Below are 17,756 nucleotides of genomic sequence, written 5' to 3' on the forward strand. Positions count from 1 at the left end.
CTCACTGCTTGGTGTCGCCCCATTTGAGGAAGAAGCCGACGTCGCCCGGCAATCCGCCTGGCCATTCGATGATCAGCGCCGACAATCTGAAGCCGGCAGGCCGGAGCTGGTCGCGCCACAGCTCGTAAGCCTGGCGTGGACGCCCGGTGAGGGTGTCGGGCCAGGCCGGATCCGAGTTGTTGATCGCCCGTCCATGGTCCGTGCAGATGGCATTGGGGAAGCGCATCACCATCAGCTCGGTCTGGCCGCGTTCCGCCGCCGCCTTCAGCTTCGACTTCAGCGGCTGCAGGATTTCCTGCAGGCGCTCCGGCGTCAGGTCGATAGGCTCGGCCATGCGCTTGATCAGATCCTGGCGCGCCTTCTCGGCCCGGTCCATGCCGTCGACCGACTTCATGGCTTTCGCCATCTGCATCTCGGTCATGTAGTTCCGCAGGTCGGCCGCCGACATGAACGTCTCGTCACCGAGCTCCTGCTGGGCCTTGGCTTCGTCCTGTTTCGTCTTCACGGCTTCCATAGCTTCGTTCTCCCTATTCAGCATTCAGTTCAGGATGCGAGTTTGGCCGGCATGGCGCCGAGCACGCCGCGGGTCTGCCGGGCGATCACGAGTTCCTCGTTGGTGGGGATGACCCAGGCTGGGGGGCCGGATCCGGCAGAGATCCGTGGTCCGCCGATGCGGTTGGCGGCCTCGTTGAGGGCGAGGCCGGCCCATGCAAGGCCGGCGATCACCTCAGCCCGGGTCGCGACGTCGTTCTCGCCGATGCCACCCGTGAACACGAGCCCGTCGAGCCCGCCAAGCGCCGCGACCAGCGAGCCGATTTCCCGTGTAATGCGGTAGACGAAGAGGTCGATGGCTCGCTTGGCGTCGGCATTCGTCTCAACTTTCGACCGGAGCACCCGCATGTCGTTCGACAGCCCGGAGACGCCAAGAAGGCCAGACTTGGTGTAGAGGATGCGTTCAGCTTCCTCCGGACTCAGCTTCATCTCGCGGAGCATGAAGAAGACCACGCCCGCATCGACGGCGCCGCAGCGCGTTCCCATTGGCAGGCCGTCGAGGGCCGAGAAGCCCATGGTGGTCGCGATGCTCGCCCCCTTGTTGAGGGCACACAGGCTCGCGCCATTCCCGAGGTGGGCAACAATCACTCGCCCCTCGGCGAGGTGCGGATCGTAGTCCTTCAGCACGGATGCGATGTAGTCGTAGGACAGCCCGTGGAAGCCGTAACGTTTGACGCCACGCTCGCGCATCTCACGTGGCAGGGCAAACATCCTAGCGATCTCGGACTGAGTCTGATGGAAGGCGGTGTCAAAGCAGGCGACCTGCGGCATCCCGGGCAGGCGCCGGCGCACGATCCGGATCGGCTCCAGATTGTGAGGCTGGTGCAAGGGTGCGAGCGGCACCAGCGTCTCCAAGGTCTGGATCACGGCTTCGTCGATGAGGACCGGGCCGGAGAAGGCCTCGCCGCCGTGAACGACGCGATGGCCGATGGCCACAGGCTTGCGCTCCTCCCGGAACTGGCTCAACCACGACACGAGGTGCATCAGCGCTTCCTCGTGACCGAAACCGTCGCCGGAGCTCCACGTCATCTCGTCCAGGAGTGAACCGCCCGTGTCCTTGACGAGGAAATGGGCTGATCCCCCCAACCCTTCATAGAGGCCTTTCCAGACGAGCCGCGGCTCCGCGCCATCCGGCGCGTCGTAGACCTGGAACTTGAGGCTCGATGATCCGGCGTTGAGGACGATGAGGACGGGAATCATGGTTCAGACCTCCGGGAGGGCGAGTTGCTTGCGCTGAGCATCGGCCACAAGCGAGGCCACGGCGCAGGAGGCCAGCCGGGCGATGGTCGAGTCGGCCCGGCTCGTGAGGATGATCGGCACGCGGGCGCCGAGCACGATGCCGGCGGCATCCGCATCGGCTAGGAAAGTCAGACTCTTGGCGAGCATGTTGCCGGCTTCGAGATCCGGAACCACAAGCACGTTCGCCTGCCCGGCAACCGGCGACTGAATCTTCTTGATCTTCGCCGCGCCGAGATCGATGGCATTGTCGAGCGCGAGAGGTCCGTCGAGAATGCCGCCGGTGATCTGCCCCCGGTCGGCCATCTTGCACAAGGCTGCGGCCTCGATGGTCGAGGGCACCTTCGGGTTGACTGTTTCCATCGCCGAGAGGATCGCAACCCTCACAGGATCGGCCCCGAGGGCCCGTGCCAAGTCAATAGCATTCTGGACGATGTGGATCTTGTCCTCCAGCGTTGGGGCGATGTTCACCGCGGCGTCGGTGATAATCAGCGCCGTGTCATGGCCAGGCACGTCCATGACAAAGCAGTGGCTGATCCGGCGGGCTGTGCGGAGGCCACCCTCGCGGCGGACCACGGCGCCCATGAGCTCGTCCGTGTGCAGGCTGCCCTTCATCAGGGCTTCGGCTTCCCCAGCCCTGACGAGCTCGACGGCCTTCTCGGCGGCCGCATGGTTGTGGGGGGCTTCGACGATGCGCATCTTCGAGACATCCTTGCCGAGCGCCTCCGCGGCGGCTCCGATCCTGGCCTGCGGCCCAACGAGGATAGGTTCGATCAGGCCAAGCTCGGCCGCCTCGAACACGGCTCCCAGCGAGGCCACATCGCACGGGTGCGCCACGGCGACCTTCAGCTTCGGGAGAGACTTGGCCGTCGCGACGAGCCGGTCGTACTTGTCATGCCGCCGGCCGAGCTGAGGCCTGTCCTGAGCTGGAACTGCAATTGTCATAATGGCCTCCACGCTATGCTCCCGACGGGGCTGCCTTGCTGGCTCGCCGGTTGTCCCAAGGGTTTGCGGCGGTCAGGCTCAAGCCATGTCCGCGATTGCCCGTCTTGCGTTCGGGGGTAAGTATGATCCCTCTCCGCATCGGTGCTTGATTCAATGGGTCATCGAATTGACAGTTTAGGACTGCCCTGCGGAAATGAGCGGGATCCACGGCTTGGCTAAGCCCGGGCGGACCGCTGTCCAAGTCTCCCTCCAGAGCCGGACGATGAGCGGATGCTGACTGCGCCAGCGCTTGGGTCCCATCTGCTCTCTCTGCTTTTGGAGCGTATAGGCGCATCATGAGATTGAACGGTCCCTTGAAGCGGGAAGCCTTTTCATGGCCGCCTTTGGAAAGGATTCACCGGCTCAGGCGAGTTTGCTTTGACGTCCCCGCCGGAGTGAGTTGCTGAGCCGCCGCAGTTTCCGGGCGTGGGGATGGCTGGCTCGCCACGCAGTTGGGGTCTGCCCTGACCAACGCCGGAAGGCACGGGTGAAGGCGCTCAGCTCGGAGTATCGCAGGACCGCCGCAATCTGGCTGAGCCCCATGTCGGTGTTCTCCAGCAACTCGCACGCGATCTCGAAGCGGACCTCATTGGCCACCTGCCGGAACGCGTGTCCTTCCGTGCGCAGGTGCCGGTTCAAAGTGCGGCGGTGCATCGAGAACAGACGGGCGACCGTCGTGGCGGAACAGGTGTCCCGGAGCAGCTCAGTGCGTAGCACGCGGCGCAGGTCCTCGGTCAGGAGCCCGGATCCATTGCAAGACGCCGGCTCATCAGCTCTTTGAGTGAATGGCATTTCCATGGCTCCTTCCTCCTTTCCCGACAGGCCTACTGCTGCCGTACCGGCACCATCATGGCTGTTCCCGCATCCGCCTGCTTGACCCCTTAGGACTTTCCTTTGACAGTTGGGAACAAACGCAGGTTGCTGGCCTAGCCGCCCTCCTCGGGCGGCTTGCCTTTGACAAGGGTGAGGACCTGTCGGGCTGCGGCGGGCTCGGCCTCGTCGCGGCCGGCCACCTGCACAGTCGGGAAGGCGAACTTCAGGCCATTCTCATCGAAGGCCTTCTTGAGCATCCCGAAGGCCTTGCGCCGGATCACGAACTGCTCGCCGGGGCGCGTCATCATTTTCATCCGCAGCTGGATGGCGAAGTCGCCGAACTGCTCCACACCCTGCATCTTCAGCGGCTCGATGATGTTGGATGCGAACTCCGGATCCGCTGCCAGTTCCTTGCCGACCTGCTTGATAACCTTCTTGGCCATGTCCAGGTCGGTGTCGTAAGTGACGTTGATGGTCATCTTGTCGATGACCCAGTCGCGGCTCATGTTCTCCACCGCCCCAAGCTGCCCGTACGGGATCGTGAAGACCGGACCACGGTGGTGGCGCAGCTTCACCGAGCGGAAACCGAGCTTCTCCACGGTGCCCTTGTAAGACCCGCTCTGGATGTACTCGCCGACCCGAAAGGCATCGTCGAGCAGATAGAAGATCCCGCTGATGATGTCTCTCACCAGCGTCTGCGAGCCGAAACCAATGGCAACGCCGAAGATGCCCGCGCCGGCAATGAGCGGGCCGATCTCGACCCCAAGCGATGAGAGCGCCATCAGCACGGCCACCGTGGCCAGGACGATGAAGGCCGCCATGCGGAACATCGGCAGCAGCGTTCGGACCCGAGCTTGGCGCAGGGCCTCCTCACTGCCAGGAGCCGCCTCGGAGTGCAGGCGCGACAGTCTGTGGTCGATCTGTGTCTTCACGACCTGCCAGAGGAGATCGGCGATCAGCAGGATCACGATACTGCTGAGCACGCCCCTGACGAGGCGCGTGACGACGGTGTCACGGCTGGTCATCTCGCCCCAGTCGATCCCCCACACCCAGGCAAGGAACAGGGCGGCTCCGACGATCAGAAGGGCCCGAATGCCCCGATCAAGATAGACGGCTCCGAGCTCGTGGTTGTGGGTGGGATCGGCAGTCTCCAAAGGTCGCAGAAGATGACGGGCAGAGGCTTTGGTGATCTTCACCGCTTGGGGCAACACGGCGGCCACGACCAAGAGCCAGAACAGGCCGATCAGCCCTGCGACCCACAATCCCCACAGCAGAACGAAGTAAAGCGACAGCAGCCACGTCCCAAGAACATGGTGACGGGATGGACGGTTCGATGTCTCCGGTCCAAATGCGGCTGAAGCAGGCCATCTCCAGACGGCCCCGACTGCGATGGCCAGAAGGCCGAGCCCGAGAACGTATGCGATAAGCCTGCGCCCGTCGGCTGAGAACCCGAGGGTCCGCACGAGTTCGACGGTCGCCCAGCCGAACGCAAACCAGCCGACGAACAGCACCAGGCGGCGGTGCCAGAACCACGCTGCCGGGGTGTCCATGGGAATGACGCGCAGAGCCTCAGGATCGTGGTGGCCGACCGCCTGGGGCGAGAGCAGGATCCGGCTCACCAGAAGGGCGAGCCGGAGCAGGAGCGCCGCAACCAAATAGGCGAGCACGATCCGCCGCAGCAGGGGCGGCCAGTCGAAGACGAGGAACGCGCCAATGCTGCCCAAAGCGAAGATTGCCACGTGAGCCAGGCCGAACGCCAGGCGCCAGCCAATCATCCGCACCCGTTCGTTCGCCGTTCCTACCGGATGGGAGACAATCCGTTCACCCGCAGACGCGGTGGCCCATCTGAAGATCCACTCGGCTCCGGCGCCAAGGCCGAGAAAGCCAAGCACGAGGAGAATGACATCGAAAGCGGGTCGGCTCTGGATCTCCTGCGACAGCAGACTACCGGCCCGTTCGGCCTCTTGGGGAAGACGGGGAACCGCCGCCGCCAGGGAGGCCAGATGCGTCCGCAGCGCCTCGACCCGCGTCGCCAGCATCTCGGAGTTCATGTCCTGCGGTTGCTGCGGCGTTTGTTGTGACGGCGCCTCCCTTGGCGCCGTCATCTGCCTTTGTTGGTCAATCCAGGTTCGGGTGGCCGGATCGTCGAGAAGCTTCAGGAGCTCCTGGACCTGGGGCGGGGCGGCCGGAGCCGAAGCGGTCTGAGCCCAGGCTGGACCGGTACCAACCTGAACCAAGATCAGGAATACCAGACCCCACAGGGTACCGGCCATGGCATGGAGACGCCTTGCGCTCACGGTCCACTCCGATCAGGGCCGATTATGGACACTGGTAGACGATCTGGCCGTAGGAGTTCACGACCTGATAGCATCCGGGAGCGGCATAATAATACGTGCCCGCCGCCGCGGCTCCGACCGCCGCTCCGGCGGCTACGGTCCGCCGTGTGGTTCGGCGCGCCACGCCGGCATAGCTCATCGGCGTGGCGGGCCGTCCGACCCTGGCTTCAGCCTGGCTGATGAACGAGCCCGATGGAACGGATGCATCGCCGCTCCAGAACAGGGCCGCCCCACCGGCCGTAAGGGCCAGCGCAGCAAGGCTCATGTGTTTGAGGATGTTCATTTCGCACCTCCGGGAACGACGCCGGCCGGGATCTCATCGATGTCTTTAAGGACAGTGATCGCAACGCCGCTGGAGCCTTCCGGCGGCTTGAACGCAAAGGCATCCGGGGCCGGGCTGACACCAGTCTTCCACTCCCTGAGCCGCAGCGTGTACTGGGGCGCGGCGCCCACCGCCTTGCTGGTGATGACGTATTTGCGTGGCACCGGCTTATCGCCGACTTCGACCCAGATCTGCCAGTCGGTGTCGAGGTTGCGGAAGGCGAGATGTTCGCACTCGACGCCCTCGATGACACCGCGACCGATATGCTTGGCTTCCAGCACTCCTGCCATCAGTTCCTCGTAGGGCTTCGACAGCAGGAGATCGGCACCCGGCAATTCGAGCGGGGCCTCGGTCCGGAGCCTGTCAACGACTTCATCGAAAGTGCCGCTGGCCGGAACCTGGGCGAACCGGTTGCCGCCGCGGTCATAGACCGTCACGTTGGATCCATCCGAGATGAGTTCGACATCGGCGTACCCGCCGGTGCGGCTGACGCGGAACTTGTTCGGGCGGCTCAAGGTGACGTCACCCGAGGCGCTGAATTGGATCTTTTCGACGGCCGGCGTCACGACTTCCACGTCAGCATCAAACTTGATGGAGAGGTTCTCCTGCCGGCTGACATAGTCCGCCATAGCTTTCAGGATGCTCTGAGCCTGCCCCTCCTCCGCCCGCGCGGCTGGCGCAGGAGCGCCCATAACGGCCATGACAGCGAGAAGGCCCAGCGCTGGCTTTGTAAGCCCATCGCTTATACGCGAACGGATCTTTCGGTGCATGGTGTGATCCTCCCTGGACCTCCCCAGCAGCAAGTCGTCGGGAACACCCGTGCTTCGCCCTCTGGGATCAACGGTCTATGGAATCAGTATAGGCTACCGGGAGCCCCGTGCTTGACCGGCGGGGACAATCCATTGACAGTTTGGATCACCGAGGCGTCCCCGGAGCGGCCGTCGACCTACCAAGCAGTGGGCGTCTGGACCGCACGGTCGGCCCTGTCAAACGCCGGCACCGTGACTAGGATCGAGCCGACATTCGTTAACGGCGATTGCGGCCCGACCACAAAGTGTGCCGGCTCTTTCCCTGCCGCTGTCCCGTTCAGTCACGGGCCTGTCCTGAAGTATCAAGCCAGCTGGTCCCATCCGCGCCATGATGTTGCCAGCTCTTACGGGGCGAAGCGGCACGACAAGTGAGGGGGCTGTCGCCCCAAAAGGGAACATGGGGCGAAGGCGGCCCTAACAAGGGAAAGGCGACCATGTACCAGAACATCGCCATCCTCTTTGCCTTCGCCTTCGTCTATAGTCTGGTGGCAGGGCGGCTGGAGCACACTCCGGTGGCCGGCGCCTTGGTGTTTACGGTCTTCGGTCTGGCGGTTGGGCCAGCGGGCCTGAGCTGGCTCACGCTCGATGTTCATGCCCAGAGCCTTCGGATCCTGGCCGAACTCACGCTGGCGCTGGTCCTGTTCACCGATGCCGCCAATGCCGACCTCCGGGTCCTAAAGCTCAATTACGCCATCCCGGAGCGCCTTTTGGCCATTGGTCTCCCGTTGACCATCCTGCTGGGCACCGGGGCCGCCACGCTGCTGTTCCCGACCCTTGGAATTAACCCATGCGCCCTGCTCGCCACCATGCTGGCTCCTACCGATGCCGCCTTAGGAAAGGCGGTGGTGAGCAATCCCGCCGTCCCCCCGCCCATCCGCGAGGGCCTGAATGTGGAGAGCGGGCTCAACGACGGCATCTGCGTCCCAGTCCTCCTAATCCTGTTGGAGCTGGCCACGGAACCGACCGGCGGATCATGGGAGCTGGTGCTCGGCCACTTCGTCGAGGAGATCGGCATCGGGTTCGTCGTCGGCGCAGGCTTGGCATTTGTGGGTGTACGGGCCCTGAGATTTGCCGCTGAACACGGCTGGACAACCGCAGTTTGGCAACAGCTCCCCGCAGTCGCATTGGCATTCACGGCCTTTGCGGCCACCCAGACACTGGGCGGGAGCGGCTTCATCGCCTGCTTCGTCGGCGGGCTGGTGGCCGGCGGCCTCGCGCGGCAGCAGGAGCAGAAGCATGAGGTGCTCCTCGCGGCAGAAGGAGCCGGCGACATCTTTGCCCTGCTGACCTGGGTCCTGTTCGGCGCCGCCGTGATCGGCCAAGCCCTAGGACAGTTGAGCTGGGAGGTCTTGGCCTATGCCGTCCTGAGCCTCACCGCGATCCGCATGGTTCCGGTCTGGGTGGCGCTGGCCGGCACGGGCATCAGGGCCGACGGCAGGCTCTTCCTGGGGTGGTTCGGTCCCAGAGGCTTGGCCAGCATTGTGTTCGCCATTATCGTGCTCGACGCCAGCCTGCCGGGGAGTGAGACGCTCACCGCGGCGGTGGCCTGGACAGTGATCCTCAGCATCGTGGCGCATGGCTTGACCGCCAGTCCGCTGGCCGACGCATTCGCCCGCCGCACGGGCGCCGTTCGGACGGGGATCCCGTAAGCATCATTCCGAGAGGTTTGATGTGGTCCTTGCCCGGCTAGATTGGGATAATCAGGTGTCATGGCGGAATTGCAGGTCCGATGTTTGCAAGGCACGGGGCCATGAAGGCTGAGTTCCCCATCTGGACTCCTTGGGTCTGGCCCGTCTTGGCGGCGACCTACGCGGGCGAGGCTGCCCTGCATACCCTCAACAGCTCCCTGACGGCTGCGTCCATCCACCCTGTCGTTCCGGAACCAGACTGGGCGACGCCCCATGCGGTCCGGCTGGAGCTGCCGACCCTTTGGGTCCGGGAGTTTTCGCATCAGGCGGCCGGCGTGCCCACGCTGGTTGTGGCTCCCTTTTCGCTCCACGGCGCCGTCCTTGCCGACTTCGCCCCTGGGCACAGCTTGGTCGAGAGCCTCTTGGGCGAAGGATTGGCCAGACTGTGTGTGGTGGAATGCAAGTCTGCCGTCCCGTCGATGCGATTTCTGTCCATCGACAGCTACCTCGCCGATCTGACTGTCGTGGTGCAGGACCTTGGGGGAGTGGTGAACCTGATCGGGCTGTGCCAGGGCGGCTGGCTGTCGCTGATGTTCGCCGCCCGCTTCCCGCAGATGATCCGCAGCATGGCACTGGCAGGCTCCCCGATCGATCTTGCCGCCCCCTCGAGCATGGTTGCGGGCACGCGTGCCACGGCACCGGAGGTCTTTGAGGGCCTGATTCGCGCAGGCGACGGCCTGATCCTCGGACAACGCATGCTGGATTTATGGGGTGCCGCTGCACCGGACCCGGCCGCGGCCGCCGAGGTCCTGCAGGTTGGCCAGGATGCGCCGGAAGACCTATTTGAGCGCTATCGGCGTTGGCACCAGTGGACCGTCAACCTTCCTGACATCTTCTACCTTGAGGTCGTGGAGCATCTGTTCCGACGCAACGAACTCGCCCGAAGCGAGTTTCAGGCGCTTGGCCGACCGGCCAATCTTTCGTGCGTCAGGGCCCCGCTGTTCCTGCTGGCCGGCGAGCACGACGACGTCACGCCACCGGTCCAGCTGCTTGCAGTCCGCCGTCTGGTCGGCACTCCTGCCCGGCGGATCCAGACGGCCGTCGCACGATGCGGGCACCTGTCGTTGTTCATGGGAAAGCACACGCTGCGGCAGGAGTGGCGCCAGATCGCCGGACAGATGCGGAGCCTCAGTCGGTAGGGCAGACAGACTACTCAATCCATCAAGAGCCCAGGAAGGCACCTGCTGCGCAATTCGCTTTACTCACCGTTGGCTGGTGGGATCAGGTTTAGCATTCGGAGGAAACGCACCCAATAAATGCACCTCAGTGGGGATTCCAATGCCTACTCGGACACGTGTTTCCAGAGGGATACGTAAGGATCCGTCGTAATCCTACGCACTGCTTTATGCTTGTTAAACTAGGTTAATCCGATCATCTTTTGGGCCAAGAAGAAACAATAACAAGAGGAAATCATGCCCAGTAACGTCTACCAGACCCGATGTATGTACTCGCCGAGCATAGATGCCACGATAAGAGAGGTTCTTCATACGCTTGGTGATATTGATTTTTCTGCCGAAGTCGAACTGGAGAACGTCCAAACGCGAACTCTCGATCCAAAGCTGAAAGAGCACATCAAGAGCAAGATGAGAGCCATGCACAGGCAGAAACGCCAGCCTTGTTTGGAACTTGTGGCAACGCTGCGGCAGCCCCAGCACCGCCATTCCTTCGTCGCTTGAAGTATCGCCGTTGAACGGCTTGCTCTCACCCTGCGCAGACGCTGTCGAGAGCGCCAGTCGCTATTCGTAACCCAAGAGGAACAACAATGACTGAAGTTTGCAACGAACTCGGCTCCCGCATCAGAGCCTGCGAGGCTGCAGCCCAGATGCACATCGATGATGCGCGTCGAGCCTGTACCGAGTTCCAGCGTTCGTTTCACGAGAGGCGTGCGGCCGAGGCGCTCCAGAGGGCGCACAGATACCGGCTGGAGCTCCAACATCTCTCCCGCAACGGCTAAGCCAAAAACAATGCTCCCGCTCAGCTGGCCGGGCACTGCCGGTTAAGGCGAGCGCCATTAGTGTTACGATGTTTGTGCGAGTTTGCGCCGCTTAAGCCCGCAGCTTCCGTTACTTGGCGCAGCATGGCTTTAAGCACCTTCAGCACCTCTCCTATAGCTAGGAAGCAATCATGTCTGCCACCAGACCATTCAGTCAGACACCGCCGGACAAGGCGAACGAGCTCTTCGAGAAGCTACTCGCCACGTCTGACGGTGCAATCAGGACCCGTGAGCGCCTGTTCGCCGACCTGAAGGACGAACTCGCGCTCCTGGCCGCCCTTCAGGAAGAGCACCTCTTCCCGGTTCTGAGACAGCACGGAATGGGCGATCTCCTGCAGGAGGCCCATAATGACAATGAGCGAACCAGTGCGCTCCTGGCCGAAATCGAGAGTATGCCGAAGAACGGTGGCGAGTTCCTCGGTAAGATCACGGAGCTGAGACGCATATTCCAGCAACACATCCGAGACGACCGCAAAGAGCTGCTTCCAGCGGTGCTCCAAGTGCTGAGTGACGAGGAAGTCAACACAATAGCCGAGACAGTGGAGGATAAAATGGCAAACTTCGATGAGGCCAAACGAACCGAGGCTCGACACGCCCGTGAGCAAACTGAGACCGTGCAGCGGGTGACCGAGGACGTCGCCGACACTCTGCGCGCTGGCGTGGAGAGCGCTCAGACCATGGCTCAGGCCATGCAGGAGGCGGTCGCCAACAGTTTCGGAGCCTTCTCGGAGCTGGCCCGCTACTCGACTGGCCAAAGCCTGCAGCCGGGTGGCCGTCCTGATGGTGGCGCGCTGGGGCTTAGTGAAGAGGCAGCACACAACTTACGGGCTGTGGCCCAGTCCAGCACGACGCTCGCGCATGGTCTGCAAGACGTTTCGCGTGAGGTGGTTGCCCGCACCCAACAGCGTCTGCAACGCAACCTCGAAGGCTTGCAAGCGCTTGCCCGTTGCCGATCAATGACCGAAATCTTCGAGGTGCAGAGTTCGCTGCTGCGCGACAACCTGGAACAGACAATCGAGAATAATCGACGTCTTGCCGAGCTCACTCTCCAGATGGCCGACGCAGCCACCAAGACTGTCACAGTACAGGCGGACAAAACCGCGCAGCGTTTCAATCGCGTGGCGTAAGCATCTCCGGTTTCAATGAGCGCTCCCGGCTTATCGCGCGGGAGCGCTCATCAAACATCAAGCGAAGCATATTCGGAACCTTCTCCGCTGGCTTAATCCACGATCCGGTGCCTGTACAACGGCTCTCAGTTCACTGTTCGCAAATTCTGACCTTTGCGATACTTCGTGCAATCCAGTTGTTCTCTACCTCCTCCGGCAGGGGCTAGGCGGGGGTTGGTCAGAAGCCTATACTTCTCATCCAGAACAGGTTTGGTACCATGATGCCCCTGTACTTCCTCCACATCCGAAACGGCGATAAGCTTGAGGTTGATCCGGACGGCACAGAGCTGCCAGACGTCGATGCCGCCTTCGCAGAAGCTCTGAAGGTGGCCCGAGAGCTCGTAGACGAGGTTGCAGACTTGGGGCGAAATGCGGCTATCGAGATTGCGGATGGATCTGGCGAAACAGTCCTGACCGTTCCATTCTCAGAGGTGGTCCGGCCACACTGAGAGACGCAAACCTGAGACTGCTAGGAGCTGCATCTCGCGCACGTCCCGGGTGCCTCACCCGTCCGGCGGTTTGGGCTGCAAGCCTGCCGCAACCGCAATTTGCACCAGTTCGGGCAGGCTTTGAGCACCCAGCCGTTCCATGATGCGGGCCCGGTGCGCCTCCACCGTTCGCGGGCTGAGCCCAAGATCCCGTGCAATCGTTTTATTGGTGCCCCCAGCCAAGAGTCCGTCCAGCACCTCCCGTTCGCGGGCTGGCAGCGCCGCAATGAGCGCCCTCACCCGCTCGGTGGCCTGATCCCGCTCCGCTCTCTCCCGGATGGTTGCCTGAGCGGAGGCGAGCGCGTCAAGAAGCTGTTCGGGGGCATAAGGCACATCGAGGAAATCCACCGCGCCCGCCTTCATCGCTCGGACCCCAACCGCAACGTCCCCGCGTGCCTCGCCAATCACGATTGTCGGCAGACTTGAACGCCGCACCTTCACCTCTCGGGGGATTGTCAGTTCGCCGGTCTCAGGGTTACGGACGTCGAGCACCACAGAGCCGGGCACCAGCACCGGCGCCACCTCCAGAAAGGACTGTGCGGAGGCAAACGTCTTCACCTCATAGCTGGCTCCCTGAAGCAGGAGGCACAGCTCCCGGCGCGAGGTCTCATTGCTATCGACCACGTAGACCGTAGAACCATCGTGCTGGGTGATGTCCTTGGCAATGCCTGCAATCCGTCGAATCTGTTGGTGTTCGTCAAAGATCGGAAACCCAGTGGCGTGGATATGGCGCATGCTTCCGTCCGGCCGAACGATGCGGTATTCGTGGATGACGGTATCGCCTCGAAGAACCCGTTCGGTAGTTTGCAGCGCACTCTCGCGGTCCTCCGGGTGGAGGCTCTCCGCCCATTGATCACGGTGCTGGAGCATCTCCGGTGACCAGCCCCAGACGCGCTCGAAGGCAGGGCTGACGTACTCCATCTGCAGCGTGTCGGCATTCATGATCCAGAGCATGTCGGTCGAATGCTCGGCGAATTGCCGGAAACGGGCCTCGCTCTCCCGCAGGGCCATTTCAGCCCGAGCTCGAAGGACCGACGTCCAAGTGCGTTCGGCCACCTCCTGCGCCAGCGTCACCTCATCATCCCGCCAGTGACGTGGCTCGCTCTGGTGGACAAAAAGCGCTGCAACCAGGCGATTGTCTCGGATCAACGGTGCGATGATGGTGGCGCGCTTGCCGGTCCTGAGGAACTGCGTAGCGATGTTTGCCGCTGCTGTAAGCAGATCCGTCTGTGCGTCATTGATGTGGACTGTGTGTCCTGCCCGCAACTCGCTTTCGACGAGCGGACCAAAGTCGCTAACCTGATACTGGCCTGCGAAGCTGGGAGTTGATCCCTCGGTCCAGTCACGCTCGACCGTAAACGATCTGCCAGTCTCGCTGAACTCGGCATATCCAACGCGGCTGGCCTTCAGATGACGGCCGAGCATTTTGGCAGCCAAGGCCATGACGCCACAGGCGTCAGAGGTTCCGCGCAATCGGGTGCTCAGGTCGACCAGGAACTGGAGCCGCTGTTCGCCAAAGACCCGCTCAGTGGTTTCATGGATGACGATGAGCACACCGCCCACATCGCCGCTCTCCGCTATGACGGGGCTAAAGGAAGCGTTCCACCATGTCTCCTCGGGATAGCCCTTTCGCTGCACAATCCAGACAGGCACGTCCTGGACATAGGTTGCCTCTCCGCCACGTGCTCGCGCAACGAGTGGTGAGGCAACATCCCAGATTTCCGCCCAGGCCTGCCGCAGAGGCTGTCCAAGCGCCTCTGTCCTGAGGCCGCGCAGAGGGAGACAGGCGTCATTGTAGAAGGTAATCAGCTCCGGTCCCCACAGCAGGTAGGTGGGCATTTTGGATCGCAGCATGTTGCTGATCGTGACGCGGAGCGAGGGCGGCCAGGTCTCGGCACGACCGACCGGAGAGGATGACCAATCGTATGCCTGGATGCGTGCACTCATAGTGCCGCCGCCAGTGAGAAACGGCATGGTGCTCAAGCCGCGGACCTCCTCTGCCCTCACGGTTGATCACGACAGCCAATCTTGGCAATTTTGCGCTGCCTTGTCTGTCTTTTGAGTATAACTCCATATCCCTCATCAAGGGAGACGATGTTGGGAACATCGAGAGTAGCCTCTGCTCCGTAACAGGTTGCGTAGTTCTCCGTCGTACTTCACCGACATGACGAAGCAGTTAGAATTGAATAGTTGTGCTCTACCGGTACCGCGACTTTGCCCCTACGGGCCGGACCTTGAAGCGCCCCTTAGGAAGAGAGGGCGCTTTCCTTTTTGTACTCACGCAAGAGGAAGGAGCTAACCCAACGGAGCTGCCCCCAAACCGACATTACGCTTCATTTAAGCCAGAGCTTGGGCTTCGGCTCAAAACAATAATCCAATCCTCTAAGGTCTCTCCTGCGTCGAGACTATGTGAAAACGCTGGCGAGCCACTCCTCAAAGAAGCTTTATGCCTCGTGAGCCCTCCTAAGCAGGTTTCAGCGGGGTAGCCAACGGATGCTGGCCATGATTCCCTTCCCTGATCGAATGCGGGAGGCGGATCATGGCAGGCAGGTCTCCTGTTGTGGCGAGTATCGAGCAACGACGCGAACTGGAGGAGCTCAGCTGGTCGCGAGCGCGCGGCGAAGCCGATCGGGCTCGGGCGATCCTCCTGACCCTGGCGGGCTAGACCAGCCTGCGCATCGCCGAGGCCATTGGCGTGCGCGAGGATACCGTCCGGCTCTGGCGCAGCGATTTCATGAAGGGCGGGGTCGACGCGCTGCGGCGCTCCGTGGCCCGGGACCAGCTCCGGTCAAGGCCGCGTGCGCTCTGGCCGTCGCCGAGGAGGTACTGTCCGGGCCGGTGGCGGATCGCCCCAACTGGACCTTGTCGCGGCTGGTCGACGAGATCGAGACGCGCTCCGGTGTGCGCATCTCGCGCTCACGGCTCTCCGTCGTGCTGCGCCAAAAGGGACTTTCCGCTGGCGCCGACCGCGCCATACCCTGAAGGGCCGCCAGGATGCAGACGCCGTGGATTGCGCCGGCCTGCGCCGCATGCTGCTGAAGGCGCAGGCTGCGGCGGGCGATCTCGTGCTCTTGTTCGGGGATGAGCCTGAGGCGCTCACCCGTCCCGATCTGGCCCATGCCTGGGCCACGAAGGGCGCGGATCTGCGCATTCCCGCGCCCGGCCAAGCCGCCAAGGTGGCGATGCTCGGGGTGCTCGACTGGGCGGCGCGACCTGATCGTGCGCACCAGCCGGAGCAAGCGCAGTGCCGATTTCATCGCGCTTCTGGACCAGATCGACCCGCGGTATTGGCCGAGGCCCGATCGTGCGAACAAGCCGATCGTGCTCGTCCTCGACAACGGCCCGATCCACACCAGCAAGCTGACGCGCGCCGCACTGGCCGCGCGGGCGCCCTGGCTCACGGTCGAATGGCTGCCGAAATACACGCCGGAACTCAACGACATTGAAGAGCTCTGGCGCGATCTGAAGCGGCATCATCTTGTTCACCAGACTTTCGCAGGGCCGGAAAGCCTCGATGCTGCCAGTCACGAGGCCACCATGAAACTCAATCGAGAACGAAATCGCGATCCGTTGCACAACCACCGGATCGCTGCTTAGCCTGCCTGTCATACTGTTCAACGCGCTCAATGTCGTCTTTGCGGGCCTCATCCTGGTGCTGAAGCTGCGGAGCCTCAAGGCAACGGGAGCGCGCTGAACCATGGAGGTATCCCTCTCCGCCCTGATTGGATCGGCCGCCGGCTGCATCGGCCTCTACAGCTTCGTTCCGCAGGTCATTAAATGCTGCCGGACCGGCGACGTCGCGGCCATCTCCCTGCGTATGTTCGCTGTGCGCACCTTTGGGCTGCTGCTCTGGACGCTGTACGGGTTCGCCCTCGGCAGCTTGCCGTGCTGGTCTTCAGCGCCCTTGGCCTGGTGCTGTGCGTGGTCATCCTGGTCCTGAAGGTCCGCGGGTCGCGTACGCAAACAGCCGGAGAGAGCTGCCGCCAGGACCAGTCGCACGGAGGTTCAGATAGTACTGAAGCCATCGCGCGTTGAGTTGTCAATGCCGGTTGAATCCTGGTTCTCCCGCATAGTGTGTGATGGCGGAGTAGCTTGGCAGGAGGTGTGAGGATTCCTCCCGCATGGACTTTTCCTTTGCAGGTGGCGCCATGTCCAAACGTCTTCTGCCGCTCGTCCCTGATGGTCTGAGCGTGCTTCAGGTGCTGTCCGACCCCGACAGCCTCACCATTGTCACCACGCCCCAGCCGATGCCAGCGGCCTGCCCAGTCTGCCAGCGGCCCTCCCGCCGCCGGCATGGCGTCTATGAGCGCATCCTAACCGATTTGCCGTGGCAAGGTCGCCCAGTGCGCTTGCGCGTGAGGGTCCGCCGGTTTCGCTGTACCAACCCGGCCTGCGAGCGCCGCACCTTCAGCGTGCCTCTCCCCACCGTTGCCGCCGCCTATGCCCACCGCTCGCGACGCCTCGGTGAGGTGCAGGGCCATCTCGGGCTTGCTGGCACCGTTGCAGTAACTTGAAAACGGCATAACGGGCCCAGTTTCACGGGCCGCTCAGGCAGCAAGACCGAAGAGCTGATTGATCAGACGGATTTCGCCTATCGCTCGCCATCCCCGCTTGTTGTAATGACCGCGGCGGATCATGCGCATGATCTCAAAACCCTTCAGGGTCGCCGCTGCAGTTGTCATCGTCTGGAAGCCGCGAGTCGGACGGATCACGCGCTTGAGCGCGCCATGATCCGCTTCAAGGATGTTGTTCAAGTATTTCGAGGTGCGGTGTACCACATCGTTCGGCAGAAGCCCTTCGTCCTGCAGGCGCAGGATCGCCTTGGGATACGACGCCAGTTTGTCGGTCGTGATGGATGAAGGAGGATAGTCACTCACCGCTCGCAGGGCTTTGCGCAGGAAGCGATACGCCGCTCCGGTATCACGCCGGCCGGCCAGCATGGAGGCAATCAACCGACCATGTTTATCGACCGCTCGAAACAAGTATCGCCAGCGCCCACCCACTCGGACATAGGTCTCGTCCACTCGCCATGAGCCTGAACGATGTCCCTGGTAGGGGCCCACCCGCTTCTCAATCTCCGGAGCATAGCGTTGGACCCAACGAAAGATCGTGCTCGGATGGACGCGGATACCGCGCTCGGACATCATCTCGGCCAGATCGCGATAGCTGATCCCGTACTTGCAGTACCAGCGCACGCACAGCAGGATGATCTCAACCGGGAAGCGACGGCGCTTGAACAGAGACACGGGAGCGGATCCTTGATGAACCGCTCCTCGCTATACGGCCGAGGTTAATGCAACGGTGCCCACCATCTCACCGTTCAGATTGATGTCGAGAATGGCGGCATCGAGGCGTTCGCCTGTGGTCAG

General features: G+C 62.7%; 20 protein-coding genes. 10 read left to right on the plus strand and 10 right to left on the minus strand.

Annotation, left to right across the window (positions count from 1 at the left end):
- Position 1 precedes the first annotated feature (1 nt).
- From NF876_RS18065 to NF876_RS18095, 7 genes are all read right to left on the minus strand, one after another.
- Positions 2-514 carry a hypothetical protein gene (locus NF876_RS18065; protein WP_262265722.1) on the minus strand — a complete coding sequence of 171 codons (513 nt, stop codon included), beginning with the start codon at positions 512-514 and terminating at the stop codon, positions 2-4.
- 29 nt (positions 515-543) lie between these two features.
- Positions 544-1,752: an acetate/propionate family kinase gene (locus NF876_RS18070; protein WP_262265721.1), complete on the minus strand. Its 1,209-nt coding sequence runs from the start codon at positions 1,750-1,752 to the stop codon at positions 544-546.
- A 3-nt stretch (positions 1,753-1,755) separates the two neighbouring features.
- On the minus strand, positions 1,756-2,733 hold the full coding sequence (locus NF876_RS18075; protein WP_262265720.1) for a phosphate acetyltransferase: 978 nt from the start codon (positions 2,731-2,733) through the stop codon (positions 1,756-1,758).
- 402 nt (positions 2,734-3,135) lie between these two features.
- Positions 3,136-3,564, minus strand: coding sequence for a helix-turn-helix domain-containing protein (locus NF876_RS18080; protein ID WP_262265719.1), 429 nt, complete (start codon positions 3,562-3,564; stop codon positions 3,136-3,138).
- A 134-nt stretch (positions 3,565-3,698) separates the two neighbouring features.
- Positions 3,699-5,882 carry a mechanosensitive ion channel family protein gene (locus NF876_RS18085; RefSeq protein ID WP_262265718.1) on the minus strand — a complete coding sequence of 728 codons (2,184 nt, stop codon included), beginning with the start codon at positions 5,880-5,882 and terminating at the stop codon, positions 3,699-3,701.
- Between the two features lie 22 nt (positions 5,883-5,904).
- The gene (locus NF876_RS18090) at positions 5,905-6,204 is read right to left on the minus strand and encodes a hypothetical protein (RefSeq protein WP_262265717.1); all 300 of its coding nucleotides are present in this window, start codon (positions 6,202-6,204) and stop codon (positions 5,905-5,907) included.
- A complete protein-coding gene (locus tag NF876_RS18095; protein ID WP_262265716.1) occupies positions 6,201-7,013 on the minus strand; it encodes a DUF2092 domain-containing protein in 813 nt (270 codons plus the stop codon). The genes NF876_RS18090 and NF876_RS18095 overlap by 4 nt, the downstream gene beginning before the upstream one ends.
- A 473-nt stretch (positions 7,014-7,486) precedes the next feature.
- Here NF876_RS18095 and NF876_RS18100 point away from each other — a divergent pair, with 473 nt between their 5' ends.
- From NF876_RS18100 to NF876_RS18125, 6 genes are all read left to right on the plus strand, one after another.
- Positions 7,487-8,701 carry a cation:proton antiporter gene (locus NF876_RS18100; protein WP_262265715.1) on the plus strand — a complete coding sequence of 405 codons (1,215 nt, stop codon included), beginning with the start codon at positions 7,487-7,489 and terminating at the stop codon, positions 8,699-8,701.
- Between the two features lie 101 nt (positions 8,702-8,802).
- Positions 8,803-9,879 (plus strand): alpha/beta fold hydrolase, encoded by a 1,077-nt coding sequence (locus NF876_RS18105; protein WP_262265714.1) that lies wholly within the window; start codon positions 8,803-8,805, stop codon positions 9,877-9,879.
- Between the two features lie 273 nt (positions 9,880-10,152).
- Positions 10,153-10,416, plus strand: a complete 264-nt coding sequence (locus tag NF876_RS18110) for a hypothetical protein (protein ID WP_262265713.1) — start codon at positions 10,153-10,155, stop codon at positions 10,414-10,416.
- Positions 10,417-10,502: 86 nt separating this feature from the next.
- On the plus strand, positions 10,503-10,694 hold the full coding sequence (locus tag NF876_RS18115) for a hypothetical protein (protein ID WP_262265712.1): 192 nt from the start codon (positions 10,503-10,505) through the stop codon (positions 10,692-10,694).
- A gap of 170 nt (positions 10,695-10,864) precedes the next feature.
- Complete coding sequence (locus NF876_RS18120; protein WP_262265711.1) at positions 10,865-11,860, plus strand: phasin family protein; 996 nt, start codon at positions 10,865-10,867, stop codon at positions 11,858-11,860.
- A 257-nt stretch (positions 11,861-12,117) separates the two neighbouring features.
- Positions 12,118-12,348 (plus strand): DUF6894 family protein, encoded by a 231-nt coding sequence (locus NF876_RS18125; protein ID WP_262265710.1) that lies wholly within the window; start codon positions 12,118-12,120, stop codon positions 12,346-12,348.
- Positions 12,349-12,402: 54 nt separating this feature from the next.
- Here NF876_RS18125 and NF876_RS18130 read toward each other — a convergent pair whose 3' ends face one another.
- Positions 12,403-14,361 carry a PAS domain S-box protein gene (locus NF876_RS18130; protein WP_262265790.1) on the minus strand — a complete coding sequence of 653 codons (1,959 nt, stop codon included), beginning with the start codon at positions 14,359-14,361 and terminating at the stop codon, positions 12,403-12,405.
- A gap of 565 nt (positions 14,362-14,926) precedes the next feature.
- Between NF876_RS18130 and NF876_RS18135 the strand changes: the two genes are divergently transcribed.
- Complete coding sequence (locus NF876_RS18135; protein ID WP_262265709.1) at positions 14,927-15,052, plus strand: hypothetical protein; 126 nt, start codon at positions 14,927-14,929, stop codon at positions 15,050-15,052.
- 67 nt (positions 15,053-15,119) lie between these two features.
- On the opposite strand, the gene NF876_RS18140 is transcribed toward NF876_RS18135, so the two are convergent.
- A complete protein-coding gene (locus NF876_RS18140; protein ID WP_262265708.1) occupies positions 15,120-15,614 on the minus strand; it encodes a hypothetical protein in 495 nt (164 codons plus the stop codon).
- Between NF876_RS18140 and NF876_RS18145 the strand changes: the two genes are divergently transcribed.
- The 3 genes from NF876_RS18145 (at position 15,607) to NF876_RS18155 (ending at position 16,901) form a co-directional block, all read left to right on the plus strand.
- The gene (locus NF876_RS18145; RefSeq protein ID WP_262265707.1) at positions 15,607-15,984 is read left to right on the plus strand and encodes a transposase; all 378 of its coding nucleotides are present in this window, start codon (positions 15,607-15,609) and stop codon (positions 15,982-15,984) included. The genes NF876_RS18140 and NF876_RS18145 overlap by 8 nt on opposite strands.
- A gap of 100 nt (positions 15,985-16,084) precedes the next feature.
- Positions 16,085-16,327 (plus strand): SemiSWEET family sugar transporter, encoded by a 243-nt coding sequence (locus tag NF876_RS18150; RefSeq protein ID WP_262265706.1) that lies wholly within the window; start codon positions 16,085-16,087, stop codon positions 16,325-16,327.
- A 208-nt stretch (positions 16,328-16,535) separates the two neighbouring features.
- Entirely contained in the window at positions 16,536-16,901 is a 366-nt protein-coding gene (locus NF876_RS18155) for a transposase family protein (RefSeq protein WP_262265705.1), read from the plus strand.
- A 33-nt stretch (positions 16,902-16,934) separates the two neighbouring features.
- Here the strand turns inward: NF876_RS18155 and NF876_RS18160 are convergent, their stop codons facing one another.
- The gene (locus NF876_RS18160) at positions 16,935-17,633 is read right to left on the minus strand and encodes an IS6 family transposase (protein WP_262265676.1); all 699 of its coding nucleotides are present in this window, start codon (positions 17,631-17,633) and stop codon (positions 16,935-16,937) included.
- Between the last annotated feature and the right edge of the window lie 123 nt (positions 17,634-17,756).

The organism is Microvirga yunnanensis (assembly GCF_025460875.1).

Coding starts and splice junctions, on each gene's coding strand:
- NF876_RS18065 (WP_262265722.1), bottom strand. CDS start 514: ATGGAAGCCGTGAAGACGAAACAGGACGAAGCCAAGGCCCAGCAGGAG.
- NF876_RS18070 (WP_262265721.1), bottom strand. CDS start 1,752: ATGATTCCCGTCCTCATCGTCCTCAACGCCGGATCATCGAGCCTCAAG.
- NF876_RS18075 (WP_262265720.1), bottom strand. CDS start 2,733: ATGACAATTGCAGTTCCAGCTCAGGACAGGCCTCAGCTCGGCCGGCGG.
- NF876_RS18080 (WP_262265719.1), bottom strand. CDS start 3,564: ATGCCATTCACTCAAAGAGCTGATGAGCCGGCGTCTTGCAATGGATCC.
- NF876_RS18090 (WP_262265717.1), bottom strand. CDS start 6,204: ATGAACATCCTCAAACACATGAGCCTTGCTGCGCTGGCCCTTACGGCC.
- NF876_RS18095 (WP_262265716.1), bottom strand. CDS start 7,013: ATGCACCGAAAGATCCGTTCGCGTATAAGCGATGGGCTTACAAAGCCA.
- NF876_RS18100 (WP_262265715.1), top strand. CDS start 7,487: ATGTACCAGAACATCGCCATCCTCTTTGCCTTCGCCTTCGTCTATAGT.
- NF876_RS18105 (WP_262265714.1), top strand. CDS start 8,803: ATGAAGGCTGAGTTCCCCATCTGGACTCCTTGGGTCTGGCCCGTCTTG.
- NF876_RS18110 (WP_262265713.1), top strand. CDS start 10,153: ATGCCCAGTAACGTCTACCAGACCCGATGTATGTACTCGCCGAGCATA.
- NF876_RS18115 (WP_262265712.1), top strand. CDS start 10,503: ATGACTGAAGTTTGCAACGAACTCGGCTCCCGCATCAGAGCCTGCGAG.
- NF876_RS18120 (WP_262265711.1), top strand. CDS start 10,865: ATGTCTGCCACCAGACCATTCAGTCAGACACCGCCGGACAAGGCGAAC.
- NF876_RS18125 (WP_262265710.1), top strand. CDS start 12,118: ATGATGCCCCTGTACTTCCTCCACATCCGAAACGGCGATAAGCTTGAG.
- NF876_RS18130 (WP_262265790.1), bottom strand. CDS start 14,361: ATGCCGTTTCTCACTGGCGGCGGCACTATGAGTGCACGCATCCAGGCA.
- NF876_RS18135 (WP_262265709.1), top strand. CDS start 14,927: ATGGCAGGCAGGTCTCCTGTTGTGGCGAGTATCGAGCAACGACGCGAA.
- NF876_RS18150 (WP_262265706.1), top strand. CDS start 16,085: ATGGAGGTATCCCTCTCCGCCCTGATTGGATCGGCCGCCGGCTGCATC.
- NF876_RS18155 (WP_262265705.1), top strand. CDS start 16,536: ATGTCCAAACGTCTTCTGCCGCTCGTCCCTGATGGTCTGAGCGTGCTT.